Here is a 24,586-nt window from a genome sequence, read left to right on the forward strand (position 1 = left end):
GAATTGCCATGGACCTGGGCCTCAGCGGCAAAACCGCCATCGTCTGCGCCTCGAGCCACGGCCTCGGCCGCGCCTGCGCCACCGAACTCGCCCGCGCCGGCTGCCGCGTCGTGATGAACGGCCGCGAGCCACAGCCGCTCGACGACGCCGCAGCTTCGATCCGCGCGGAAACCGGCGCGACGATCGATACCGTCGCCGGCGACATCGGCGACGCAGGCGTTCAGGCGGCACTGATCGCCGCCGCCGGCACGCCCGATATTCTTGTCAACAATAATGGCGGCCCCCCGCCGCGCGGCTTCCGCGATCTCGATTCGGACGCGATCCACGCCGGGCTCGACGCCAACATGGTCACCCCGATCCGCCTCGTGCAGCAGGTGATCGACGGGATGGTCGAGCGACGCTTTGGCCGCATCGTCAGCATCACCTCAGCCTCGATAAAGTCGGTCGCAGCCGGGCTCGATCTGTCGAGTGGCGCGCGAATCGGCCTGCACGGTTTCCTCGCCGGCGTCGCGCGCGAAGTCGCTGGCGCCAACGTCACGATCAATTTCCTTCTGCCGGGCCTGTTTGCCACGCGCCGCATCGATGGCGTCATGGGTTTCGCCGCCAAGGCGCAGGGTATCGACGTGGAAACCGCCGCGGCGCGCAGCCGCGAGCGTATCCCCGCCAAGCGCTTCGGCGACCCCGCCGAGTTCGGCGCCGCCTGCGCATTTCTGTGCTCGGCGAGCGCTGGCTACATCACCGGGCAGAGCCTGCTGATCGATGGCGGCGGCTATCCCGGCGTGCTATAAAGCTCAGCTTGTTTGCGTGGGCCGCCGAATTCCCGCATGGGCGCGCCCCGAAAGGAACCGATCTCATGGCCGCTAACTGGGCCCCGAATAGCTGGACCTCGCACGAGGCACGCCAGCTCCCCAACTATCCCGACGCCGCCGCGCTCACCGCGGCCACCGACACGTTGCGCAACTATCCCCCGCTGGTGTTCGCCGGCGAGGCGCGCCACCTGACGGCCGATCTGGCGCGCGTCGCAGCAGGCGAGGCATTTCTGCTCCAGGGCGGCGATTGCGCCGAGAGCTTCGCCGAGTTCCACCCAAACAACATTCGCGACACGTTCCGCGTGATCCTGCAGATGGCGGTCGTCCTCACCTACGCCTCGAAGCTGCCGGTGGTGAAGCTCGGCCGTATGGCGGGCCAGTTCGCCAAGCCGCGCTCGACCGACACCGAGACGATCGATGGCGTCGAGCTGCCGAGCTATCGCGGCGACAACGTCAACGACATCGGCTTCACCGCCGCCTCGCGCATCCCAGATCCGCAGCGAATGGTGCAGGGCTATTCGCAGGCCGCCGCAACGCTCAACCTGCTGCGCGCCTTTGCGCAAGGCGGTTATGCGAACCTCGCGCAGGTCCACCGCTGGACGCATGATTTCATGGGCCGCAGCCCGTGGGCGAAGAAGTACGCCGAGACCGCGGATCGCATCGGCGAGGCGCTCGACTTCATGGCCGCCTGCGGGATCGACCCCGAAACCGCGCCGCAGCTCGCACAGACCAGCTTCTTCACCAGCCACGAAGCGCTGCTGCTGCCGTATGAAGAGGCGATGACGCGGCAGGATTCGCTGACCGGCGACTGGTACGACACGTCGGCGCACTTCCTCTGGATCGGCGATCGCACGCGCTTCGAGGGTTCGGCGCATGTCGAATTCCTGCGCGGTATCGGCAACCCGATCGGCGTGAAGTGCGGCCCCACCCTCGAGCCCGACGTGCTGCTGCGGCTGCTCGACACGCTCAACCCGGGGCGCATTCCCGGCCGCATGACGCTGATCACGCGCTACGGCTATGACAAGATCGAGGCCGCCTTCCCCAAGCTGCTCCGCGCCGTGACGCGCGAGGGCCATCCGGTGGTGTGGAGCTGCGACCCGATGCACGGCAACGTGGTGAAGGCAAACAACGGCTACAAGACGCGCCCGTTCGACCGCATCCTGGCCGAAGTGCGCGGCTTCTTCGCGGTCCACCGCGCGGAGGGCACGCACGCCGGCGGCATCCACGCCGAGATGACCGGCCAGAACGTCACCGAATGCACCGGCGGCGCGGTCGACGTGACCGAGTTGAGCCTCGCGGACCGCTACCACACGCATTGCGACCCGCGCCTCAACGCCAGTCAGAGCCTCGAACTCGCGTTCCTGCTGGCCGAAATGCTCAACGCCGAAATGGCCGAGCGCCGCAAAGCCGCGGCCTGATCGATCGGGGTGTCGCGCGGCTTGACGGCCCCGCGCGACACCCGTACAGGCGCGCTTCCCGCTCGCACGGCCCCTTCGTCTAGCGGTTAGGACGTCGCCCTCTCACGGCGAAAACACGAGTTCGATTCTCGTAGGGGTCACCAGCGTTTCCGAACTCTCCGGCGCTTGCCTGCCGGCTAAAATCCGGACGCACCGTTTCCTCATCGCCGTGCGTTATACCGCCGTCACGAAGGAGACGGCGATGAACCCCACCCGCATTCCCGGCAACGAGCCGGATCCCGGCGATATGTCGACCGAGCCGGGCATTCCGAACCCGCACGATCAGCCGAGCGAGCATGACTTGCCCGACGACGAGGCCGAGAAGCTTGGCGATTTTGCTTAAACGGCGACGAACGCTTTTACCGCGCGTCAGGTCACGAGTTGCGACCTCGCGCTGCTGAAACGACAAAAAGGCTGGGCGACCATCACGGTCGCTCAGCCTTTGTCCGATCCAGCAACCGCGCCGATCACCGGCGCGGTGCGGTCAGGCCAGTGCGGTCAGGCGCTTGGTGAGGCGCGAGAACTTGCGGCTGGCGGTGTTGCGATGCATCACGCCGCGCGCGACGCCGCGTGCCAGCTCGGGCTGCACCGCGGCAAGCGCTGCGGACGCTGCCGTCTTGTCACCCGCTGCGAGCGCTGCCTCGACCTTCTTCACGAAGGTACGGATGCGGCCAACGCGCGCACCATTGATCTCGGCCCGGCGCGCATTGCGGCGGATACGCTTCTTCGCTTGCGGCGTGTTCGCCATTTAAAATCCTCGAAAATATCGGTCGATGAAAAAAGGGCGGCGGGAACACCCATCGCCCTCGAAGCCGCGGCCCTTAACGAGATCAGCCAAGATGGTCAACTGCGCTGACAGGCCGGGCACCAGAAGGTGGAGCGCCCACCCTCAGCGTACCGCTGCACCGTGCCGCCACAGACGCAGGGCTCGCCTTCGCGGCCATAGACCGCGAACTGCTTGGAAAAATAGCCCAGCTCGCCATCGGGCCGCGCGTAATCGCGTAGTGACGATCCGCCCGCCTCGATCGCCGAAAGCAGCACCGCGCGAATCGCTTCGACAAGCATATCGAATCGCACCCGGCTGATACGCCCCGCCGCACGCTTCGGCGAGATTCGCGCCAGAAACAGCGCCTCGCACACGTAGATATTGCCCAGCCCGGCGACGATTCGCTGATCGAGCAGCATCAGCTTGATCGACGCCCGCCGCCCTGCAAGCGCCGCGTGGAGGTAAGCGCCGGTCAGCATCGGCCCCAGCGGCTCGGGCCCGAGCGCCGCGAACGCCGGAAACGCGTCGAGCTGCTCCGTCGCCCACAGGTCGACCGAGCCGAAGCGCCGCGGATCGTTGAGCGCCACGCGTCGCCCCGCCGCCGTGTCGATCACCAGATGGTCGTGCGGCAGCAGTTCGCCTGGGTCGAGGCGCCAGCGCCCCGACATGCCGAGGTGAAAGATCATCGTCTGCCCGCGATCGGTGTCGATCAGGCCGTATTTGGCGCGCCGGCCGAGCGCAGTGATCGTGGCGCCGGTCATCACTTGCCGCAGCTCGGGCGGGAATGGCCGGCGCAGGTCGCCACGGCGCGTTTCGATCGCGGCGATGGTCGCACCGTCCAGCACGGGCCGCAATCCGCGCACCGTGGTCTCGACTTCAGGCAGTTCTGGCACCCGCGACCCCTAGCCCCATGCCCCCCGCGCCGCTAGAGCCGCGAGGATGAGCGAAACTGCCTCCTTCGGGTATGAAGACATCCCCGCCACGGAGAAGACCGCGCGCGTCGGCGGCGTCTTCACCAATGTCGCCAGCCGCTACGATCTGATGAACGATGCCATGTCGGGCGGCATGCACCGGCTGTGGAAGGATCGCTTCGTGCGCCGCGTGAAGCCGCGCGCGGGCGAGCAGATTCTCGACATGGCCGGCGGCACCGGCGACATCGCCTTCCGCCTGCAGGCCGGCGGCGCGTCGGTGACGGTGGCGGACATCAACCCGGCGATGCTCGAAGTCGGCATGAAGCGCGCGCAGGAGCGCGGCATCGATGGGCTGGTATGGACCGAGGCGAACGCCGAGGTGCTGACCTTCCCCGATCGCTTCTTCGACGCGTACACGATCGCTTTCGGCATCCGGAACGTCACCGACATTCCCGCCGCCCTGCGCGAGGCGCATCGCGTGCTGCGGCGCGGCGGGCGCTTCTTCTGCCTCGAATTCTCGACCACCACCTGGCCGGGGTTCAAGGAAGCGTACGACGCTTATTCGCACAAGATGGTGCCCAAGCTCGGCCAATTGCTGGCGCAGGATGCCGACAGCTACCGCTACCTGATCGAATCGATCCGCCGCTTCCCCGACATGCCCGCGTTCGAAGCAATGATCCAAGACGCCGGCTTCGTGCAAACGAAGGTCGAGCCGCTGCTGGGCGGCCTGGTCGCGATCCACAGCGGCTGGAAGGTATGAGCGACACGTTCCTCCCCTCCCGCTTGCGGGAGGGGTGATTGACCCACGCCGTCGTACACACGTGGCGATTGTTGAAGTGGGGTCGCACGCTCGCGCGCTATGGCGCGCTGCAGGGGCTCGAGCGCGACGTGAACACGCCGCCGGGGCTGCGCCGCCTGGTGCGCCTCGCTCGGCTTGGTGCGCGCGTCCCTGCGCAGCCGCGCTATGCCGATGCGTTCGAGGCGATCGGGCCCGCGGCGGTAAAGTTCGGGCAAACGCTCGCTACCCGCCCCGATATCGTCGGTGACGAAGCCGCGCTCGATCTGCTGCGGCTGCAGGATGCGCTTCCGCCCCTCCCGTTCGAGGCGCTCCGGCCGCAGATCGAGGCCGGCCTCGGCCGCCCGATCGCCGCCGCCTTCTCCAGCTTCGATGAAACCCCGATCGGCGCCGCTTCGATCGCGCAGGTCCATCGCGCGGTGACGACTGACGGTCGCACCGTGGCGGTCAAGGTGCTGCGTCCCGGCGTCGAGGAAGAATTCGCCCGCGCGATCGAGACGTACGAATGGGCCGCCGCGCAGATCGAGGCGCAGGATATAAAGGGCGGCGGCGGCGAGATTTCCCGGCTTCAGCCGCGGCTCGTCATCGCCACCTTCAAACGCTGGACAGCGCGCGAGCTCGATCTGCGGCGTGAGGCCGCCTCCGCCAGTGAACTCGCCGAATCGATGGCCGCCGAGCCCGGCTTCCACGTCCCCGCGATCGATTGGCAGCGCAGCTCGGGCAAGGTGCTCACGCTTGAATGGATCGACGGCATCAAGCTGTCGAACCGCGCCGCGCTCGCCGCCGCTGGCCTCGATAGGCAGCTGCTCGCGAAGACGCTGGTCCAGGCCTTCCTGCGCCAGGCGATCGCCGATGGGTTCTTCCACGCAGATCTCCACCAGGGCAATCTGTTCGCGCTGCCCGACAATCGCATCGCGGCAGTCGATTTCGGCATCATGGGCCGGATTGATCGGCGCGCGCGGGTGTGGCTGGCGGAGATCCTCTACGGCCTGATCACTGGAAATTACCGCCGCGTCGCCGAAATCCACTTCGAGGCCGGCTACGTCCCCCCGCACCACGACGTCGCCGAGTTCGCGACAGCGCTGCGCGCCGTCGGCGAGCCTATGCGAGGGCTTCCGGTCAAGGACATGTCGATCGGCATGATGCTCGACAGCCTGTTCTCGATCACGCGCGATTTCGACATGGTCACCCAGCCGCATCTGCTGTTGCTGCAGAAGACGATGGTGATGGTCGAGGGCGTCGCCACCGCGCTCGATCCCGACATCAACCTGTGGGACACCGCGCAGCCGTTCGTCGAGGATTGGATCCGCACCGAGCTTGGCCCCGAGGCCGCCATCGCCGACCGCATCGTCGCCGACGTGAAGACGCTGTATCGCCTGCCCGAACTCGTCCGCCGGATCGAAGCCCGCTTTCCCGCCCCCGGCGGGGCACCGCCACTGCCACCACTGCGCGAGATCGAGATCGTGCGCATCGGCGGCGGCTGGCGCTACGCTGCCGTCGCGCTGGCAACGGCGGTCGCCAGCGTCGGAGCGACACTCGCGATCCTGTGGTGGTAACGCCGCCTGCGCCGCTCTGGCTGGCGCGGCCGACGCGGTTTGCGGGCCGATCGCCGCGCCAGGCGCGATGGCTGCTCGCGCTGCTCGGCATGCTGCTGCTCGCGTCGCTGACGGCGCTCGTCACGCCCGCGCCGCCGCCCGTTTCGATCGACGCCGCAGCGGTTGCCGAGGATCGCGCCGACGATTTGCTCTACGAGGCGATTGTCGACGATCTGCGGCACGGCGCTGAATATTATACCGCCGCGGCCAACGCGCTGCGCAGCAGCGGCTATCCGCTGCGTCCGTTCGTCGCTTTCCGCCTGCCGACGCTCGCGATCGTCCAATCCTGGGTGAGCCCGGTGGCGGCGGCGTTGCTGCTCTACACGCTGGCGCTCGTGACCTTGTGGGCGTGGTGGAAGCGCTTCGGCGACGCCTTCACCCGCGCGCGGCCGCGGATGATTGCCAGCCTGCTCGCCGCCGCTGGGATGGCGAGCGCCATCCAGGGCGAGCTCGCCGCCTTCCACGATATTTGGGCCGGGCTGCTCATCGCGCTGTCGCTCGCCGTGCGGCGACCGGGGCGTTGGGTAACCGCGGTGGCAATCGGCCTGTGTGCGATGCTGATCCGCGAGACGGCCGCGCTGTACGTTGCGATCATGGCCGGCGTCGCGCTCGTCGAGGGCGAGCGCCGCGAGGCCGGCGGCTGGATCGCAGCGCTCGGTATTCTGGCGATCGTCGTCGTGCTGCACGCGCAGGCCGTCGCGGGCGTGGTGCGCCCGCTTGATCAACCATCACCGGGCTGGTCGGGGATGCTCGGCTTCGGCTTCGGCATCAAGGCGCTGGTGCTCACGACGGCGGCTGCGTTGCTGCCCGCCGCGCTCGGCGCGCTGCTCGCCGGGCTGTCGCTTGCTGGGTGGGCCGCATGGCGTGATCCACTCGCGACCCGCGCGCTGGCCACGTTGATCGGCTACGTCCTCCTGCTGTCGCTCTTCGGGCGAACCGACACCTTCTATTGGGCGTTCCTCGTCGCACCGATCGCGTTCGTCGGGCTGGCTTTCGTGCCCGATGCGATCCGCGATCTCCTGCCGGCTGCCCTCGACAGGCGGCGAGTCACCGTGACAAGGACGGCACGATGAAGCGCGTGCTCCTGATCGTCGGCGGCGGCATCGCGGCCTACAAGGCGTGCGAACTCGTGCGGCTGCTGCGCAAGGCCGGCCACGGCGTGCGCTGCGTGCTGACAGAGGGCGGCAGCCACTTCGTCACCGCGATGACGCTGGCGGCGCTGTCCGAGGAGGAGGTTCACACCACGCTGTGGGATCTCAAGGACGAGGCCGAAATGGGCCATATCCAGCTCAGTCGCCAGGCCGATCTGGTGGTCGTTGCGCCCGCCACCGCTGACCTCCTCGCGCGCATGGCCGCCGGGCTCGCCAACGATCTCGCGACCACGCTGCTGCTGGCGACCGACAAGCCGGTGCTCGCCGCGCCGGCGATGAACGTCCGCATGTGGCTCCACCCCGCGACGCAACGCAACGTCGCCCAGCTGCGCGCCGACGGCATCAGCGTGATGGGACCCGACGAAGGCGCGATGGCCTGCGGCGAATACGGCCCCGGCCGCCTGCCCGAGCCGGTAGAGATCCTCGCTGCGATCGAAAGCCTTCTCCTCCCCTCCCGCTTGCGGGAGGGGTCGGAGGAGGGCCTGTCGTCATCGATCGCCGACGCGGCATTCCCTACCCTGCTTCGTGATAAACACATCATCGTCACCGCCGGCCCCACGCACGAGCCGATCGATCCCGTCCGCTACATCGCCAACCGCTCCTCCGGGAAGCAGGGCTTCGCAATCGCCGCCGCACTCGCGGCGCTCGGCGCGCGCGTGTCGCTGATCGCCGGCCCGGTCACGCTGCCCACGCCCCCCGGCGTCACCCGCATTGACATCGAGACGGCGCGCGAAATGGCCGCGGCGGTCGACGCGGCGCTCCCCGCCGATGCCGCCGTGATGGTCGCAGCCGTCGCTGACTGGCGCGCCGAGCAAAGCGCAGGCCAGAAGATCAAGAAGGACACCGACGCCGCCCCGCAACTGCGGCTCGTCGAAAATCCCGATATCCTCGCCGGCCTCGCCCACGGCCCACACCGCCCCGGCCTGCTGATCGGCTTCGCCGCCGAGACCGAGCACGTCGTGTCCCACGCCCAGTCCAAGCTCGCCCGCAAGGGCACCGACTGGATCGTCGCCAACGACGTATCCGGCGACGTGATGGGCGGCGATGCGAACACCGTCCATCTCGTCACCGCCGATGGGGTCGAGACATGGGAGCGGATGCCGAAGAACGCAGTGGCCGAACGGCTCGCCGCAAGGATTGCCGACGCGCTGACGCAACCGGCCTGAGCCGTTCCTATCTGCCAGCACGGAGAAACCATTGACCAATCCGATCACCATCCGCGTGCTGCGCCTGCCAAATGGTGCGGACCTCCCCCTGCCCGTCTATGCCACGGCAGGCGCCGCAGGCATGGACGTCGTCGCGGCCGAGGATGTGACGATCGCCCCCGGTGCGCGCCATGCCGTGGCGACCGGCTTTGCGATGGCGATCCCCGCCGGCTTTGAAGTGCAGGTCCGGCCGCGTTCGGGCCTCGCGCTCAAGCATGGCGTCACGTGTCTGAACACGCCGGGCACGATCGACAGCGACTATCGCGGTGAAGTGAAGGTCATCCTCGCCAACCTCGGCGACGTGGATTTCGTCGTAGCGCGTGGCGATCGCATCGCGCAGCTCGTGCCCGCGCCGGTGCAGCGCGCCACGTTGGACGAGTGCGACGGACTCGATGATACCGAGCGTGGGCAGGGAGGGTTCGGGTCGACGGGGCGATGATTACAGGCACGATGCTTCTCGCCGCGCTGTTACAGGTGACGCCGCCGGTGGCGGTGGTGCCGAGCCAGCCAGCGCCGTTGCCGCTACCCCCGGCTGACTTGACAGCCTTGCCCGAGCTGCCGCTAACGCGCCGTTGGCCGGAAGACAGCACCTTGTCAGACTATGTGCGCGACGAAATCCTCGCCGGCCGCTGCTCAATCGAGGGCCAGCGCATCCAGGTCGATCTCGCCGTGCTCGTCGCCGGCAACGGCCAGATCCGCCGGGTAACTCCGCGCGCGATTCAGTGCCCGACGGTGGAGCAATATGCCTCAGGCGTGATGTCACGCATGGCACGCGGCAATGTCGCCCCCCCCGGCGAGGATCGCTGGTATCGTACGGCGCTCGTCTTCGCGTGGAGATGACGCTCGATGAGGCCGAGCGCGCTCGCTACGCCCGTCAGATCATCCTCAAGGAGCTCGGCGGCGCTGGTCAACGCCGCCTGAAGCGCGCCACTGTCGCAGTGATCGGCGCCGGCGGGATCGGCTCGCCCGCGATCGCGTACCTCGCCGCCGCGGGAATCGGCCGGCTAATAATCATCGACGACGATTCGGTCGACCTGTCGAACCTCCAGCGCCAGATCCTCTTCGACACCGCCGACGTCGGCCGCGCAAAAGCCGAAGCGGCCGCCGCCGCGGCCCGCGCGCTGAACCCGCATGTCGCGACCGACGTCATCATGCAGCGAATCGACACCGCCAACGCCGCCGCGCTGCTCGCCGGCGCCGACGTGGTGCTCGACGGCTGCGACAATTTCGCGACTCGCCTCGCCGTCGCCGACGCCGCCCTCGCGCTGAAAATCCCCCTGGTCTCCGCCGCCGTCGGCCAGTTCGAGGGCCAGCTCGCGGTCTATCGCGGATGGGAGGCGGACAAGCCCTGCTATCGCTGCCTTGTCGGCAGTGCGCCCGATCGCGACGAGGCGAGCTGCGCCGAACAGGGCGTGCTCGGCCCGGTCACCGGGATGCTCGGCAGCATGGCCGCGCTCGAGGCGATCCGCGCGATCACCCCGTTCGGCAGCGATGCCGCGGGCCAGCTGATCCTCCTCGACCTGCTCGACCTGCGCTTCCGCAACGTCCGCTTGCCCAAAGACCCCGCCTGCCCCGCATGCAGCGCCGCCGGCTAGATTTCCCCCAGCGCCCGCCCGCGCAGGAGCTGCTCGACCGCCAGACCCGTCACCGGCAGCGCACCATTCCCTTTGCGCACCGCCACCAGTCCCGCATCGACATGCACGCTCTGGATCGCCGGGCTGGCCGCGGCGAGCACCGTCAGCTCGAAAACGAAGTTCGTCAGCGCCGGCTGCTCGTGCCACGCATGCGCGGCCGATTGCGCATTCGGGCGATGCGCCCACGCCCAATTCTCGATCACGTAGAACCCGCCGGGCCGAACCAGCGGAAAGATCGCCGCGAACGTCGCCTTGGTTTCGGCATAGAGATGCGACGCATCGTCGATCGCCAGGTCGACGCCGGTGGGAAAGTTCTCCCGCGCCGCCATCACCGTGCCCGGCTTGTCCTGCCCGCGCCCATAATAGGTGCGGATGTGTGGCCGCTCGGCGCGATAGGCCTCCAGCGCCGCGACCGGCTGACGCCGACGATCCACCCCGACAAGGCAGCGCGGCGCGAACAACTTGTCCCACAGCACCAGCGACCCGCCCTCGTACAGGCCGATCTCGAGCACGTCGCGCGGGCGATACTTCGTCAGCGTGCGATAACATTCGATCTGCTGGTCGCTCTTGCACAGCACGAAGCGCCGCTCATCCGATCGCGGCCGCTCCGACCCGTGCGCCCGATCGAACAGGAACGTCACGCCATCGAGCACGAAAGTCAGGTCGGCAGGCTCCGCAGTACCCTTCGCCATCAACCGTCGCCGACCCCCGCCCCAACCATCCGCCCCAACGCTGCACCAGGACTCGGGGCCGACGCAAGCCGCGCCGCACTCAGGGCAGCTGCATTTCCCGCGATTCGCCGAACCCCAGCAAGCCGCGCGCAAAGTCGCGCACCGCCGGCCCGATGTCCTCGCGCCGCAGCGCCAGCGCGAGGTTCGCCTGGATGTAGCCAGCCTTGTCGCCACAATCGTAGCGTTGGCCATCGAAGGTATAACCGTGGAACGGCTGCTTGCCGATCAGCTGCGCCATCGCGTCGGTCAGCTGGATCTCGCCACCGGCGCCCTTCACCGGATTGTCGAGGATCTTCATCACCTCCGGCTGCAGTATATAGCGGCCGGGAATCATCAGGTTCGACGGCGATGTGCCCTTTGCCGGCTTCTCGACCAGCGCCAGCACCTCGGTCAGCGCACCATCGATCTTGCCCGGCGAGATGATGCCATATTTGTCGGTCTCGCTGTCCGGCACCTCAAGCGCGCCGATCACGTTTCCGCCGACCTTTTCATACGCCGCGACCATCTGCTTCATGAACCCCGGCGTTCCCGCCATCAGCTCGTCGGGCAGCAGCACCGCGAACGGCTCGTCGCCGACGATGTCGCGCGCGCACCATACAGCATGGCCGAGCCCAAGCGGCTCCTGCTGGCGCACATAGACGGGCGATCCCGGCTTTTGCCGGATATTCTCGATCACCGTCAGGCTCTTGCCGCGCGCGCGCATTGTCGCCTCGAGCTCGTACGAAATGTCGAAATGATCCTCGAGCGCGCCCTTGCCGCGCCCGGTGACGAAGATGATCTGCTCGATCCCCGCCTCCAGTGCTTCTTCGACAGCGTATTGGATCAATGGCTTGTCGACGACGGTGAGCATTTCCTTCGGCATCGACTTGGTGGCGGGAAGGAACCGCGTGCCGAGACCGGCAACAGGAAACACTGCCTTGCGCAAAGGCTTGATCGACGACATCGAAATTGTTCTCCCCGTTTCGCGCGCTGGCTTAGCGCGGGGCCGCACAGCGGCAAGTAGCGAATTTTCTATAGTCCGATTAGCGACGCCTTAAATCACTTGCGTTACGATACATCGCATGAAGATCCTGGTGATATTCGGAACACGTCCGGAAGCGATCAAACTGTTTCCCGTCGTGCGCGCGCTCGCCGGCGTGCCGGGGCTGGCGGTGCGCACCTGCGTCACCGCGCAGCATCGCGGCCTGCTCGATCAAGTGCTGGCGATTGCAGGGTTAGTGCCCGACATCGACCTAGACATCATGGAGCCGGGACAGACCCTCGATCGGCTCACCGCGAGGCTGCTGGTCGGGATCGGCGATGTGCTTGATGCCGAGCGGCCCGATCGTGTCATCGTCCAGGGCGACACCGCCACTGCGATGTGCGGCGCGCTCGCTGCCTATTACCGCAAGATCCCCGTCGCGCACGTCGAGGCCGGGCTGCGCTCGGGCAACATCTATCATCCCTGGCCCGAGGAGGTGAACCGCCGCATCGTCGCGCCGATCGCCGACCTCCACTTCGCGCCCACCGAGACCGCCGCGCAGGCGCTGGCCCGCGAGAACGTCCGCGAGGGTGTCCACGTCACCGGCAACACGGTGATCGATGCGCTGTACTGGACGCGCGAACGGATCGACGCCGACCCCACCCTCGCCGCCGGGCTCGATCCGATCGCTGCTCGGTTCGCGGGCAAGCGCATCGTCCTCGTCACCACCCACCGCCGCGAGAATTTCGGCGACGGCATGGCCGCGATCGCCCGCGCCATCGCCCGCATCGCGGCCCGCGAGGATGTCGCGGTGCTGTTCCCGATGCACCCCAATCCCAACGTCGTCTCGGTGATGGATACGATCCTCGGCGATCACGCCAACGTGGCGCGGATCAAGCCGCTCGATTACCCGCATTTCATCCGCGCGCTCGGCCTCTGCCATCTCGCGCTCACTGATTCGGGCGGTGTGCAGGAAGAAGCGCCCGCGCTCGCCCGCCCCGTGCTCGTGATGCGCGACACGACCGAGCGTCCCGAAGGCGTCGCCGCCGGCACCGCGAAGCTGATCGGATCCGACGAAGACCGCATCGTTTCCGAAGTTTTCACCCTTCTCGACGACAAGGCGACCTACGCCGCAATGGCCCGCGCCCACAATCCATTTGGGGACGGCCATGCGAGCGAACGGATCGCAAGGATCGTCGCCGATGGTTTCGGATGTTGAACTCAACGTCGTTGTTCTCGGGCTCGGCTATATCGGCCTGCCTACAGCCGCGGTGATCGCGCGCACCGGCGCCAAGGTGCTTGGCATCGACGTTCACCAGTCGGTCGTCGACACGATCAACTCGGGCAAGGTGCATATCGAGGAAGTCGATCTCGACGGCCTCGTCTCCGGCGTCGTAGCGCGCGGATCGTTGCGCGCCTCGATTCAGATCGAGCCAGCGGATGTCTTCGTTATCGCCGTGCCGACCCCCTTCTCCGACGATCGCTCGCCCAACATCGGCTATGTCCTGAAGGCCGCGACCAGCGTCGCCGCGGTGCTCAAGACCGGCGACACAGTGATTCTTGAATCGACCTCGCCCGTTGGCACGACCGAACAGGTCCGCGACCTGCTCGCCAAGCTGCGCCCCGATCTGCGCGCGCCGGGCCTCGGCGACGGCGCCGACTATGCCGTCGCTTACTGCCCCGAGCGCGTGCTCCCGGGCCGCATTCTCGTCGAGCTGATCGACAATGATCGCGTCATCGGCGGCATCACCCCGCGCTGCGCCCGCAAGGCGCTCGCCTTCTACCGCCGCTTCGTGCGCGGCGCCTGCGTCACCACCAATTCGCGCGCCGCCGAGATGACGAAGCTGACCGAAAACGCCTTTCGCGACGTCAACATCGCCTTCGCCAACGAACTCAGTCTGGTCGCCGACACGATGGGTGTCGACGTGTGGGAAGTGATTCGCCTCGCCAACCGCCACCCGCGCGTGAACATCCTGCAGCCCGGCCCCGGCGTCGGCGGCCATTGCATCGCAGTCGATCCGTGGTTCCTGGTCAGCGCCGATCCGAAGAACACCCCGCTGATCCGCACCGCGCGCGAAGTGAACGACGGGAAGACCGAACACGTCATCGCACGTGCCGCCGCGCTGATCGAAGCGAATCCCGGCGTGGCGGTCGCTTGCATGGGCCTCGCCTTCAAGGCCAACATCGATGATTTCCGCGAAAGCCCCGCGTTGAAGATCGCCGCCGCGCTGGCGCAGCGCTTCGGCAGCCGCGTCCGCATCGTCGAGCCTTACGCCTCAAGCCTCCCCGAAGCATTCGATCGCACCGGCGCGACACTGATCGACGTCGACACCGCGATTGAGCGCTGCCCGGTGATGATCGTGCTCGTCGATCACGACATCTTCCGCTCGATTCCGCTCGAAGAGCGCGACGGCAAGCAAGTGCTCGACACCCGCGGCATCTGGACCGACCAACCCCCCGCCCGCACCCCGCAGCCGCTGCGCTTGGCGGTCTGATCGACGTACAAAGCCGCGACAGGGCTGCCTCACTACCTTTAGGTTGCCCCGCGCTCCCCTCCCTCCGTTCGTACTGAGGAGGTGCTGAGCCGCAGGCGAAGTGCCGTCTCGAAGTACATTGCCAGACTCAACCCTCCGAGACGGCACCTCGCCGCCGGCTCAGCACCTCCTCAGCACGAACGGGCTTTGCAGAGACCCCCGCACTGGCGCCCCTCACCCATGTTGCAGCCGCGAAGAAGCTCCGGTAAGGGCAGCGCTTTCCCGAAGTACCCTCGCTTATGCTTTCGCGCCTTCTTTCGCGCCGCCGCCCCGAACCGATCCACGCACAGCTGCCCCACGGGCGGCGTATCTACGCCATCGGTGATATCCATGGTCGGCTGGACTTGCTCGATGATCTGCTCGCCCAGATCGCGGAGGACGATATGGCCCGCGGGCCGGCGCAGACCGGGCTCGTCTTCCTCGGCGATCTCGTCGATCGCGGCCCCGAATCGGCCGGCGTGGTCGAGCGCGTCCGTGTTTTATGCGCCGAGCGGCCCGACACGCGCTGCCTCGCGGGCAATCACGAGGAAATCCTGCTCGGCGCCTATGACGGCGACACGGATCTGCTTCGGTTGCTGCTGCGCGCCGGCGGGACGGAGACGCTGCTGAGCTACGGCCTCGGCGAAGCGGAGTTCGATGCCGCGACAATCCCAGAACTGGCCGAGCTGATCGTCCAGCACATCCCCGCCGAACACATCGCCTTCTTGCGCGCACTCGATGATTACGTCGTCGAAGGGGATTATCTCTTCGTCCATGCCGGGATCCGCCCCGGCGTCGCGCTAGACCGTCAGGCGACCAACGACCTGCGCTGGATTCGCGAGCCGTTCCTAAACCACGGCGGCAATCACGGCATGCTCGTCGTTCATGGTCACACGATCACTGAAGAGATCGACGAGCGCGACAATCGTATTGGCATCGATACCGGCGCCTATCGCAGTGGCAGGCTGACCGCACTTGGAATGGAAGGCGACCGACGCTGGAGCCTCGCGACTGGGGCGGACAAGCATCTGGCGACGCTGTCGTAAATCTGACATGTCGTCTTTCGGCATCAGTCCGTCGTTTTTGACTTGAACCTCCACGGATTTGGAGTGTTTATCGGATTGCGTTGCACTGTGATCTCTGTAAGGGGCTCGGCGACGGACAATAAAGGGAGTCCTGTAATGAAGCTTCGTGGTTACCTGGCAGCTGTTGCTGCCGCTTCGCTCGCTGCGGCTCCTGCCGTTGCTGCTCCTGCCAACTCGGCATCGAGCCTCTCGGTCGCCAAGGCATCGCGCGCTTCGGCACCGGTTGCCAAGGGCGACAAGGCTGCTGGCGGCGGCATCATCGTTGCGGTTCTCGCCGCAGCGGCTGTGATCGCTGGCATTGTGATCATCGCCGATTCGGACGATGATTCGGACAGCAACTAAGTCCAACCGGATTTGGTAAGGAATAGCGGTCCTTCGGGGCCGCTATTTTTTTGTCCGCCGCAGATCGGTTCGCTCAGCACAAGTCTGTCCTACATTCTCGCTCGGCTTCATGATTGGACGATGGTCCTCTCTGCCGCACGCCCGCCGACCGTGAATGTTGAGACGTTGGACAAAACCGTGCGACAGCCTCAACTTCCTCAACATTCGCGGCCAACGCCCGCGACCCGCTAAGCGGGCGCGTCAAAAATCAGGAGAGAGAACAATGCCCTATTCCCCCTTCGACCTTGGCGGCAAAGTCGCGCTGATTACGGGCGGTAATGGTGGAATCGGGCTCGGCATGGCCGATGCGCTCGCGCAGGCCGGTGCCGATGTGATCGTCTGGGGCAATAATCCCGCCAAGAATGCCGCTGCCGAGGCAAAGCTGTCCGCGCACGGCACCCGCGTGCTGGTCGAGCGCGTCGACGTGGCAGACGAAGCCGCGGTCGACGAGGGTGTAGCGCGCGCAGTCGCGACGTTCGGCCGGCTCGACTTCGTCGCCGCCAACGCCGGCGTCGGCGAGAGCGCGGAGTCGTTCCACACCACCAGCACCGATCTGTGGCGCCGCGTGCTCGCGGTGAACCTCGATGGCGTGTTCTGGACGCTGCGCGCCGCGGCGAAGCACATGGTTGCGCGCGCCGACTCAGGCGATCGCGGCGGCTCGCTGCTCGCCACCTCATCGACCTCCGCCGTCCATGGCGCGCCGCGCAACCAGGCCTATGCCGCCACCAAGGGTGCGCTACTGCCGATGATTCGCGGAATTGCAGTCGAATACGCCCGCCACGAGATCCGCGCCAACGCGATCCTCCCCGGCTGGATCCGTTCGGACATGACCGCCGGCGCACAGGGCTCGCAGAAATTCACCGACAAGGTGATCACCCGCGTGCCGATGCGCCGCTGGGGCGAGCCCGAGGATTTCGGCGGCCTCGCGGTGTACCTCGCCTCGGACGCCTCGCGCTTCCACACCGGCGACACGTTCACCGTCGATGGCGGCTATACGATCTTCTGATGTGGCGAGTCGGCGCCCGCTCGCCTACAGGCCGCGCATGACCGAGATCACCGTCGCTGCGCTGCAGCTCGCCTTCTCCGACGATATCGACCGGAACATCGCCAACGTCTCGCGCCTCGTGCGTGAGGCTGCGGCAAAGGGCGCGCAAGTGATCCTGCCGCCCGAACTGTTCGAAGGCGAATATTTCTGCCGCGTCGAGGACGAAGGCCTGTTCGCCAACGCCAAGCCGACCGCCGAGCACAAGGCGGTGCGGGCCATGCAAGCGCTCGCCGCCGAGCTCAAGGTCCACATCCCGACCAGCTTCTTCGAGGCTGATGGCCCGCATCACTACAACAGCCTCGCGATGATCGGCCCCGACGGCCAGGTCCAAGGCGTCTACCGCAAGAGCCACATCCCCGATGGCCCCGGCTACGAGGAGAAATTCTATTTCCGCCCCGGCAACACCGGGTTCAAGGTGTGGGATGGTCCCGCTAAGCTGGGTGTCGGCATCTGCTGGGACCAATGGTACCCCGAAACCGCCCGCGCAATGATGCTGATGGGCGCCGAAATACTGTTCTACCCCACCGCGATCGGCAGCGAGCCGCACGACACCTCGCTCGACACCGCCCGCCTCTGGCGCCGCGCGATGGTCGGTCATGCCGTATCGAACGTCGTACCCATCGTGGCGGCAAACCGCGTCGGCGTCGAGCACGGCCAGACCTTCTACGGCACCAGCTTCATCTGCGACGAGCGCGGCGACATCCTGGCCGAGCTCGGCCGCGGCGACGAAGGCGTGATAACCGCGACGCTCGACCTCGACATCGTCAAGCGCCACCGCGCCGCCTTCGGCTTCTTCCGCGATCGCCGCCCCGAACTCTACGGCCGGCTGGTAGCGGACATCTGACGCTCCCCTCCCGCAACCGGGAAGGGAGCCGTAGACTTAGGCTTCGGCAAGCTCCGCCTTCGCATTGATCTTGCTCGTCGCAAGCTTCGAGAGCTTCTCGTCGGTCGCCTTCTCTTCAGCCAGCGTCTCGCCAAGAACCTTGGCGATATCGGCATGCCCAAGCTCCTCGGCCCAGGCGATCAGCGTGCCGTAGCGCGTGATCTCATAATGCTCCACCGCCTGCGCCGAAGCGATCAGCGCCGCATCGAGCACCGCCTTGTCCGAAATTTCGCCAGCGATCTCGTTGGTCTCCTTGATGATCCCATCGATCGCCGGGCACGTCACCGCCTTGGGCTTCTGGCCATGCATCTCAAACACACGCTCCAGCCGCGCGATCTGGCCCTCGGTTTCTTTCAGGTGCAGCTCGAAGCCCTTGCGGAGTGCCGGCGCGGTCGCCTTGGCGATCATCTTCGGCAGCGCCTTGGTGATCTGATGCTCGGCGTAATAGATATCCTGCAGCGTATGGACGAACAGATCGTCCAGGGTCGCAATATCTTTCGTGAACAGTCCCATGATCTCGCTCCTAATGCTCGCTATGATCAAGTTTCGCCCGCATTGTGCGAACTTAACCTATAGCGAGCATGCGGCGCGGAGGTTCCGGCCAGCGGCCGCGCACCGTCAAGCCATCGTCGGCAGCCGCTCAAGATGCTTTTCGAGCGTGATCGGATAATCGCGCACCCGCACGCCCGTCGCGTTATACACCGCATTGGCGATCGCCGCGCCGACGCCACAGATGCCCAACTCGCCGACACCCTTCGCCTTCATCGGCGACGTCGTTGGATCTGCCTCGTCGATGAAAATCACTTCCTGATGCGGAATGTCGGCATGCACCGGCACTTCGTAGCCCGCCAGATCGTGATTGACGAAGAAGCCGAAGCGCTTGTCGACCGCCAGCTCCTCCATCAGCGCAGCGCCCGCGCCCATCGTCATCGCCCCGATCACTTGGCTACGCGCCGACTTGGGATTGAGGATCCGACCGGCTGCGCACACCGCGAGCATCCGGCGGATGCGCACTTCGCCCGTCCAGCCATTCACCGCAGCTTCGACGAAATGCGCGCCGAACGTCGATTGCTGGAAGCGCTTGGCGAGATCGCCATATTCCATGAAGTCCTCGGCGACGATCTCTCCGTCGCGCGCCGCGTCAGCAAGCTTCACGCTGCGGTTGCCCGACCTGACCTGGCCGTCCGCAAACGCCACGTTGGCCGTGTTGAAGCCGAGCTTCTGCGCAACGGTCCCACGAAGCTTTTCGCAGGCTGCATAGACGCCCGCAGTCGCGCTGTTCGCGCCCCACTGCCCGCCTGAACCCGCCGAAATTGGGAAGGACGAATCACCCAGCCGCACGTCGACGCGCTCGATCGGCACACCGAGCATCTCCGCCGCGGTCTGCGCGATGATCGTGTACGTGCCAGTGCCGATATCGGTCATGTCGGTCTCGACCGTTACGATGCCGCTGGACGCCAGCCGCACGCGCGCGGCGGACTTCTGGTTGATGTTGTTGCGGAACGCCGACGCGACTCCCATGCCGATCAGCCACTGGCCATCGCGCACCTGCGCCGGCACGGCATTGCGCCCCGACCAGCCGAACCGCTCCGCGCCCTGCCGCAGGCACTCGATCAACCGGCGTTCGGAAAAGCGGCGATCCGGCTTCTCGGGATCGACCTGCGTGTCGTTGCGAATGCGCAGCTCGACCGGATCCATCTTCAGCTTCTCGGCCAGTTCGTCGATCGCGATCTCAAGCGCCATCAAGCCCGGCGCTTCGCCCGGCGCGCGCATCGCGTTGCCCTCCGGCAGATCAAGCACCGCCAGCCGCATCGACGTCATCCGATTGGCTCCGGCATACAGCAGGCGCGTCTGCGCGGTCGCCGTCTCCGGGCCACCGCCGGGCAGATCGCCCGAGCCGCTCTCGTGCGCGATCGCAGTGATCGTGCCTTCTTTGGTGCTGCCAAGGCGGATGCGCTGAACCGTCGCAGGGCGATGCGTCGTGTTGTTGGCGATCATCGGCCGCGGCAGCGCGACCTTCACCGGGCGTCCGGCGGCTTTTGCGCCAAGCGCCGCCAGCACTGCGTCGGCGCGCAGCAACAGCTTCCCGCCGAAACCGCCGCCGATATAGGGCGAGATCAGCCGAACGTTCGCTTCCGGAATCGACAGCGTACGCGCCATGTCCTTCTTGCCCCAGTTGATCATCTGATTGGAAGTCCACAGCGTCAGCTTGTCGCCGTTCCACGCGGCGATGGTGGCGTGCGGCTCCATCATCGCATGGCTCTGGTCGGGCGTCGTGTAGGAGGCGTCGAGCTTTACCGATGCGGCCGCAAAGGCCCGCTCGAAATCACCGACGCGGTCGATCGGCGGCGCGCTGCTGCCCTCGCCCGAATCACTGCCCTTCAGCGGCGCAGTCTTGAGCTCTTCATCGAGGTCGAACCGACCCTTCACCCGCGTATAGTCAATCCGCACGAGTGACGCCGCAGCGCGCGCCTGCTCGAATGTCTCGGCCACCACCAGCGCCAACGCCTGGTGATAATGGTCGATCTCGGGTCCACCGAGCAGCTTGGCGGTGTTGAAATTGCCTTTGACGAGCTTGCCGGCATTGGCAGCCGTCACGATCGCGATCACCCCCGGTGCCGCTTTCGCCTCGGCAAGGTCCATCGCGTTTACACGGCCTTTCGCGATGCCAGCAGCGACAATATAGCCATAGGCTTGGTTCGGCACCGCGTCGTGCCGCTCATAGGCATAAGCTGCAGTGCCGCTCGTCTTGGCGGGGCCGTCGATGCGATTGGTCGGCCGGCCGATCACCTTCATCTGGTCGATCGGGTTGGTCCCGGCTTGTGTGTCGAACTTCATGCCGCGGCCCTCTTATCCTGCGCTTGCGCCATGACGGCGCCGATCGTCCGCTCGACGAGCGGCAGCTTGAAGGCGTTGTCCTGCGTCGGCTTGGCGCCGGCCAGCAGCTGTGCCGTCACCGCCTTCGCTCCATTCGGGATCGCTGCGTCCGCAGCCTCGACCCGCCACGGCTTGTGCGCGACTCCGCCCACGGCGACGCGCCCCGTTCCGTCGCGCTGGATCACCGCAGCGACCGAGATGAGCGCAAAGGCATAAGACGCACGATCGCGCACCTTCTGGTATATATGCTCACCGCCAACCGGTGCCGGCAAGGTCACTGCCGTGATCAGCTCGCCGGGCTGCAGCGTCGTCTCGATGTACGGTGTCGTTCCCGGCAGGCGGTGAAAGTCCGCGATCGGGATCGCACGCGTCTGGCCGCCGGCATTCACCGTCTCGACAGTCGCGTCGAGCACCCGCATCGCCACTGCCATGTCGCTCGGATGCGTGGCGATGCATGCGTCGGACGTGCCGACCACCGCCAGTTGCCGAGAATAGCCGCCGATTGCCGCGCAGCCCGATCCGGGCTTGCGCTTGTTGCACGGTTGATTGGTGTCGTAAAAATACGGGCAGCGCGTCCGCTGCAGCAAATTGCCCCCCGTCGTCGCCTTGTTGCGCAACTGGCCGCTAGCGCCAGCAACGATCGCCCGCGTCAACACCCCGTAATCGCGCCGCACGCGCGTGTCGGCGGCAAGCGACGTGTTCGATACGAGCGTACCGATGCGAAGCCCGCCTTCGCGCGTCGGCTCGATCCGGTTCAGGCCGAGGTCCTGCACGTCGATCAAGGTCGCCGGCGTCTCGATCTCCAGCTTCATCAGATCGAGCAGGTTCGTGCCGCCGGCGATGAACTTCGCGCCGGGGCGCGCTGCTGCCGCTGCGGCTTCCGCCGGGCTCTTCGCGCGCAGATAGTCAAACGCCTTCATGCCTTCACCCCCGCGACATCGGCCCCAGCGGGCGCAAGCCCGGCCACGTCAGCCATCGCATCGGCGATGTTAGAATAGGCGCCGCAGCGGCAGATATTGCCGCTCATCCGCTCGCGCATCTCGATCACCGTCATCGCCGGTTTGCCAGCGACGTCGCCCTGCACATGGCTCGGAATGCCGGCGCGAATCTCATCTAGCACCGCTACCGCCGAGCAAATCTGCCCCGGCGTGCAATAGCCGCACTGATAGCCATCGTGCTTCACGAACGCCGCCTGCATCGCGTGCAGCTTCTCAGGCGTGCCGAGGCCCTCGATCGTCGTCACCTTGTCGCCGTCATGCTGGACGGCGAGGCTCAGGCAGGAATTGATCCGCTGCCCGTCGACGATCACGGTGCAGGCACCGCACTGGCCGTGATCGCAACCCTTCTTCGTGCCGGTAAGCTGAAGATGCTCGCGCAGCGCATCGAGCAGCGTCGTACGTGTATCGATCTCCAGCGCGCGCTTCTTCCCGTTCACGGTCAGCGACACCTTCGCCAAGACTGGCGCGCGTGCCGGGCGCGGCTGCGCGTCCACTGCCGGTGCCGCGGTCAACGCGACACTCGCCGCCGTGCCCGCCAGCACGCCCCGTCGGGATACCGCGAGCGATCCGCCCTCAGCCATAGTCGCTGCTCCAAATTTTCTAATGTGCCCAAGCTGGCATACCCCTGCGCTTTTCAATCGTCGAAACCTGGATTGGTTTCAATTGAGAACGAATCGCATGGGTAGGTCGCTGGTGGGTCCGCCGGGGCTCGAACCCGGGACCTCTCGATTAAAAGTCGCTTGCTCTACCAACTGAGCTACGGACCCTCACCAGTGCGGGAGCGCCTAGGGAGCGGGCGGCGGCTGGTCAACCGGGCGCGAAGCTGGCGCATGGTAAGGCCGGTCAGCGGATCACGCCAATCCGGTGCGATAACGCACAACGGTGCCAGGACGAAATCACGGCCGCGGAACGCCGGATGCGGGATTTCGAGCCCCGGCACTGAATAGGCGCCGCCCGTCCACAGGACGATGTCGAGGTCGATTACTCGAGCGCCCCACCGAAGCCCGTCGCGGCGGCCGAGGCTGCATTCGATCCGCTTGAGCCGATGAAGCATCGTTTCAGGATCAACGTCGGTCTGGACCAACGCGACGGTATTGGCGAAGCGCCGTGTCGATGGGCCTAGCGGTGCGCTCGTGATGATTGGCGCGGCTAGGACATCGCCCGGGATCGCCGCCAGCGCGCCCGTCACTTCGGCTTCGGGTCGCCCGTGCCGTCCCCAACGATTCGAACCCACGGCCACGACATAGGTTGAGCGCTGCATGCCGCTCAGCCTATCGCGTGACGATGAACTTCGCACCATCTCCGCTACCCGCGACCGAACCACCCCGAAATTGCCCGCTTTGTCCCCGTTTGGTCGAGTTTCGCGATATCGCTCGCTCGCAGTTTCCCCCGTGGTGGAACGCTCCCGTACCCGCTTTTGGCGACCCTGACGCGTGGCTGGTCATCGTAGGACTCGCGCCCGGCAAACATGGCGCAAACCGCACCGGACGGCCATTCACCGGCGATTACGCCGGCCAATTGCTCTACGCGACGCTGGCAAAATTCGGCCTGAGTGAAGGCACTTACGACGAGCGCCCGGATGATGGCCTGCGCCTGAAGGGCGCAATGCTCGTCAACGCCGTCCGCTGCTTGCCCCCTGAGAACAAACCAACCCCCGATGAAATCCGCACCTGCCGCCCCTTCCTCGAAGCTCCCCTCGCGGCACTCCCAAAGGCAAGTATTTTCATAGCGTTAGGCCAAATCGCGCACCAATCCGCCGTCAAAGCGCTCGGCGGCAAACTGCCGAAAGCCAAATTCGGCCATCTAGCCGAACACCGCATGCCCGACGGCCGCCTCCTGATCGATAGCTACCACTGCTCGCGCTACAACACGAACACAGGGCGATTGACAGCGGCGATGTTCGAAGCGGTCTTCGCACGGGCGCTGGAAGTAAGAGAAGGCGAAATCAGTCGCTTAGGCGTGCTGGAGCGGGTGAAGGGAACCGATCACGAACCTTCATCCGAGAAAGCCGGCTTTTTGAAAGCACGCGTCTAATTTGATGAATTACATGGGTGGATAGTTCGCGCCACCAGCCCTGATTCCAGTCGATAAGTCAGTCGATGCCGAAGCAGTATGCAGGCGGTTCGGGGTTCTGCAGTGTGGGCGTGCTGGAAACGCAATATTCGCCGGCGAGGAGAGTCTGCGGCAGCACGAGCTGGACCATTGAGGTTTTATAGGGTCGCGCCTCAAAACTGACCGCTTCGCCTGGCCGCTGTTTTCCACCCAATAGGCCGCCGGAGACGGCGGACAGCACACGGTTTCCTTTCTCGACCTTAGCGTAAATCACCTTGAACAGGTTGGCAGGGTCAATCTGAGGATCGCTCACGCGCACAATCAGGCTGATTGGTGAAGCTGATGTGAATCTGACCGGCGACCGATCACCGGGCACGTAGAAACTTGTCTTCGCTCCGCCCAAGCCCAGAGCTCGCACTTTGAACTTTGACGTGGTTACCTGCCGCTCGAGCGCAACATCGGCTGAACTCGCTCCTACTCTCGCCACGAACGTTCCCTGATATTGAGGATCGGCGGCGACGGGAAACCCTAAGGTCAATGCGATGACTATAGCTGGCCAAGCTGCAAACGTCTTCATCTTCACCTCTCCAAGATGAGAGAGGCTGGCACCGTTTGAAGCTATCTGCAACGTGAAAGAAAGCACCAAACTGTCAGGTTCAATGCAAGAACATCAGCTAGGCTTGGATGAGTAAGCAGCTTGGAAGGCTGCTGTACTACCATTGTACTATACCCGCTT

Annotated in this window: 27 protein-coding genes and 2 tRNA genes; 18 read left to right on the forward strand and 11 right to left on the reverse strand. The window is 66.0% G+C overall.

What is annotated here, in order from left to right; genetic code table 11:
• Positions 1 to 8 precede the first annotated feature (8 nt).
• From LLW23_RS02470 to LLW23_RS02485, 4 genes are all read left to right on the forward strand, one after another.
• Positions 9 to 788: an SDR family oxidoreductase gene (locus tag LLW23_RS02470; RefSeq protein ID WP_228947209.1), complete on the forward strand. Its 780-nt coding sequence runs from the start codon at positions 9 to 11 to the stop codon at positions 786 to 788.
• A gap of 65 nt (positions 789 to 853) precedes the next feature.
• Positions 854 to 2,227, forward strand: a complete 1,374-nt coding sequence (locus LLW23_RS02475; protein WP_228947210.1) for a class II 3-deoxy-7-phosphoheptulonate synthase — start codon at positions 854 to 856, stop codon at positions 2,225 to 2,227.
• A 68-nt stretch (positions 2,228 to 2,295) separates the two neighbouring features.
• Positions 2,296 to 2,370, forward strand: a tRNA-Glu gene (locus tag LLW23_RS02480).
• Positions 2,371 to 2,468: 98 nt separating this feature from the next.
• Positions 2,469 to 2,609, forward strand: coding sequence for a hypothetical protein (locus LLW23_RS02485; RefSeq protein ID WP_228947211.1), 141 nt, complete (start codon positions 2,469 to 2,471; stop codon positions 2,607 to 2,609).
• Between the two features lie 141 nt (positions 2,610 to 2,750).
• Here LLW23_RS02485 and rpsT read toward each other — a convergent pair whose 3' ends face one another.
• On the reverse strand, positions 2,751 to 3,014 hold the full coding sequence (rpsT, locus tag LLW23_RS02490; protein ID WP_228947212.1) for a 30S ribosomal protein S20: 264 nt from the start codon (positions 3,012 to 3,014) through the stop codon (positions 2,751 to 2,753).
• A 95-nt stretch (positions 3,015 to 3,109) separates the two neighbouring features.
• Entirely contained in the window at positions 3,110 to 3,925 is an 816-nt protein-coding gene (gene mutM / locus LLW23_RS02495) for a bifunctional DNA-formamidopyrimidine glycosylase/DNA-(apurinic or apyrimidinic site) lyase (RefSeq protein ID WP_228947213.1), read from the reverse strand.
• A 46-nt stretch (positions 3,926 to 3,971) separates the two neighbouring features.
• Here mutM and LLW23_RS02500 point away from each other — a divergent pair, with 46 nt between their 5' ends.
• The 7 genes from LLW23_RS02500 to LLW23_RS02530 are packed head-to-tail and all read left to right on the forward strand — an operon-like array spanning position 3,972 to position 10,285.
• Positions 3,972 to 4,703 (forward strand): class I SAM-dependent methyltransferase, encoded by a 732-nt coding sequence (locus LLW23_RS02500; protein WP_228947214.1) that lies wholly within the window; start codon positions 3,972 to 3,974, stop codon positions 4,701 to 4,703.
• A gap of 38 nt (positions 4,704 to 4,741) precedes the next feature.
• Positions 4,742 to 6,295 (forward strand): 2-polyprenylphenol 6-hydroxylase, encoded by a 1,554-nt coding sequence (gene ubiB, locus LLW23_RS02505; RefSeq protein ID WP_228947215.1) that lies wholly within the window; start codon positions 4,742 to 4,744, stop codon positions 6,293 to 6,295.
• Entirely contained in the window at positions 6,289 to 7,407 is a 1,119-nt protein-coding gene (locus LLW23_RS02510) for a hypothetical protein (protein ID WP_228947216.1), read from the forward strand. The genes ubiB and LLW23_RS02510 overlap by 7 nt, the downstream gene beginning before the upstream one ends.
• Positions 7,404 to 8,651 (forward strand): bifunctional phosphopantothenoylcysteine decarboxylase/phosphopantothenate--cysteine ligase CoaBC, encoded by a 1,248-nt coding sequence (gene coaBC / locus LLW23_RS02515; RefSeq protein WP_228947217.1) that lies wholly within the window; start codon positions 7,404 to 7,406, stop codon positions 8,649 to 8,651. Before LLW23_RS02510 ends, coaBC begins: the two co-directional genes overlap by 4 nt.
• A 31-nt stretch (positions 8,652 to 8,682) precedes the next feature.
• A complete protein-coding gene (gene dut / locus LLW23_RS02520; protein WP_228947218.1) occupies positions 8,683 to 9,129 on the forward strand; it encodes a dUTP diphosphatase in 447 nt (148 codons plus the stop codon).
• Entirely contained in the window at positions 9,126 to 9,530 is a 405-nt protein-coding gene (locus LLW23_RS02525; protein ID WP_228947219.1) for a hypothetical protein, read from the forward strand. The genes dut and LLW23_RS02525 overlap by 4 nt, the downstream gene beginning before the upstream one ends.
• Entirely contained in the window at positions 9,527 to 10,285 is a 759-nt protein-coding gene (locus tag LLW23_RS02530) for a HesA/MoeB/ThiF family protein (RefSeq protein WP_228947220.1), read from the forward strand. Before LLW23_RS02525 ends, LLW23_RS02530 begins: the two co-directional genes overlap by 4 nt.
• Here the strand turns inward: LLW23_RS02530 and LLW23_RS02535 are convergent.
• Positions 10,282 to 11,016 carry a class I SAM-dependent methyltransferase gene (locus tag LLW23_RS02535; RefSeq protein ID WP_228947221.1) on the reverse strand — a complete coding sequence of 245 codons (735 nt, stop codon included), beginning with the start codon at positions 11,014 to 11,016 and terminating at the stop codon, positions 10,282 to 10,284. The genes LLW23_RS02530 and LLW23_RS02535 overlap by 4 nt on opposite strands.
• 79 nt (positions 11,017 to 11,095) lie before the next feature.
• Positions 11,096 to 11,998: a UTP--glucose-1-phosphate uridylyltransferase GalU gene (galU, locus tag LLW23_RS02540; protein WP_228947222.1), complete on the reverse strand. Its 903-nt coding sequence runs from the start codon at positions 11,996 to 11,998 to the stop codon at positions 11,096 to 11,098.
• 118 nt (positions 11,999 to 12,116) lie between these two features.
• Here galU and wecB point away from each other — a divergent pair, with 118 nt between their 5' ends.
• The 6 genes from wecB (at position 12,117) to aguB (ending at position 17,884) form a co-directional block, all read left to right on the forward strand.
• Entirely contained in the window at positions 12,117 to 13,235 is a 1,119-nt protein-coding gene (gene wecB / locus LLW23_RS02545) for a non-hydrolyzing UDP-N-acetylglucosamine 2-epimerase (RefSeq protein WP_228947223.1), read from the forward strand.
• The gene (gene wecC, locus LLW23_RS02550) at positions 13,219 to 14,511 is read left to right on the forward strand and encodes a UDP-N-acetyl-D-mannosamine dehydrogenase (RefSeq protein ID WP_228947224.1); all 1,293 of its coding nucleotides are present in this window, start codon (positions 13,219 to 13,221) and stop codon (positions 14,509 to 14,511) included. Before wecB ends, wecC begins: the two co-directional genes overlap by 17 nt.
• A 278-nt stretch (positions 14,512 to 14,789) precedes the next feature.
• Positions 14,790 to 15,575, forward strand: a complete 786-nt coding sequence (locus tag LLW23_RS02555; protein ID WP_228947225.1) for a metallophosphoesterase family protein — start codon at positions 14,790 to 14,792, stop codon at positions 15,573 to 15,575.
• Between the two features lie 135 nt (positions 15,576 to 15,710).
• Positions 15,711 to 15,956, forward strand: coding sequence for a hypothetical protein (locus tag LLW23_RS02560; protein WP_228947226.1), 246 nt, complete (start codon positions 15,711 to 15,713; stop codon positions 15,954 to 15,956).
• A gap of 262 nt (positions 15,957 to 16,218) precedes the next feature.
• On the forward strand, positions 16,219 to 17,001 hold the full coding sequence (locus tag LLW23_RS02565) for an SDR family NAD(P)-dependent oxidoreductase (RefSeq protein WP_228947227.1): 783 nt from the start codon (positions 16,219 to 16,221) through the stop codon (positions 16,999 to 17,001).
• Between the two features lie 37 nt (positions 17,002 to 17,038).
• Positions 17,039 to 17,884 (forward strand): N-carbamoylputrescine amidase, encoded by an 846-nt coding sequence (gene aguB, locus LLW23_RS02570; RefSeq protein ID WP_228947228.1) that lies wholly within the window; start codon positions 17,039 to 17,041, stop codon positions 17,882 to 17,884.
• A gap of 36 nt (positions 17,885 to 17,920) precedes the next feature.
• Here aguB and LLW23_RS02575 read toward each other — a convergent pair whose 3' ends face one another.
• The 6 genes from LLW23_RS02575 to folK all read right to left on the reverse strand — a co-directional run bounded on the left by LLW23_RS02575 (position 17,921) and on the right by folK (position 23,059).
• A complete protein-coding gene (locus LLW23_RS02575; protein WP_228947229.1) occupies positions 17,921 to 18,436 on the reverse strand; it encodes a YciE/YciF ferroxidase family protein in 516 nt (171 codons plus the stop codon).
• A gap of 105 nt (positions 18,437 to 18,541) precedes the next feature.
• Positions 18,542 to 20,761: an aldehyde oxidoreductase molybdenum-binding subunit PaoC gene (gene paoC, locus LLW23_RS02580; protein WP_228947230.1), complete on the reverse strand. Its 2,220-nt coding sequence runs from the start codon at positions 20,759 to 20,761 to the stop codon at positions 18,542 to 18,544.
• Positions 20,758 to 21,720: an FAD binding domain-containing protein gene (locus tag LLW23_RS02585; RefSeq protein WP_228947231.1), complete on the reverse strand. Its 963-nt coding sequence runs from the start codon at positions 21,718 to 21,720 to the stop codon at positions 20,758 to 20,760. Before LLW23_RS02585 ends, paoC begins: the two co-directional genes overlap by 4 nt.
• Entirely contained in the window at positions 21,717 to 22,379 is a 663-nt protein-coding gene (gene paoA, locus LLW23_RS02590) for an aldehyde dehydrogenase iron-sulfur subunit PaoA (RefSeq protein WP_228947232.1), read from the reverse strand. The genes LLW23_RS02585 and paoA overlap by 4 nt, the downstream gene beginning before the upstream one ends.
• Positions 22,380 to 22,489: 110 nt before the next feature.
• Positions 22,490 to 22,565 (reverse strand) — tRNA-Lys (locus LLW23_RS02595).
• Positions 22,556 to 23,059 (reverse strand): 2-amino-4-hydroxy-6-hydroxymethyldihydropteridine diphosphokinase, encoded by a 504-nt coding sequence (folK, locus tag LLW23_RS02600; RefSeq protein WP_228947233.1) that lies wholly within the window; start codon positions 23,057 to 23,059, stop codon positions 22,556 to 22,558. Before folK ends, LLW23_RS02595 begins: the two co-directional genes overlap by 10 nt.
• A 23-nt stretch (positions 23,060 to 23,082) precedes the next feature.
• Here folK and LLW23_RS02605 point away from each other — a divergent pair, with 23 nt between their 5' ends.
• Positions 23,083 to 23,832 carry a uracil-DNA glycosylase gene (locus LLW23_RS02605; protein WP_228947234.1) on the forward strand — a complete coding sequence of 250 codons (750 nt, stop codon included), beginning with the start codon at positions 23,083 to 23,085 and terminating at the stop codon, positions 23,830 to 23,832.
• A gap of 58 nt (positions 23,833 to 23,890) precedes the next feature.
• On the opposite strand, the gene LLW23_RS02610 is transcribed toward LLW23_RS02605, so the two are convergent.
• Entirely contained in the window at positions 23,891 to 24,427 is a 537-nt protein-coding gene (locus LLW23_RS02610; RefSeq protein WP_228947235.1) for a hypothetical protein, read from the reverse strand.
• Between the last annotated feature and the right edge of the window lie 159 nt (positions 24,428 to 24,586).

The sequence above is a fragment of the Sphingomonas radiodurans genome, from assembly GCF_020866845.1.
Lineage (GTDB): Bacteria > Pseudomonadota > Alphaproteobacteria > Sphingomonadales > Sphingomonadaceae > Sphingomonas > Sphingomonas radiodurans.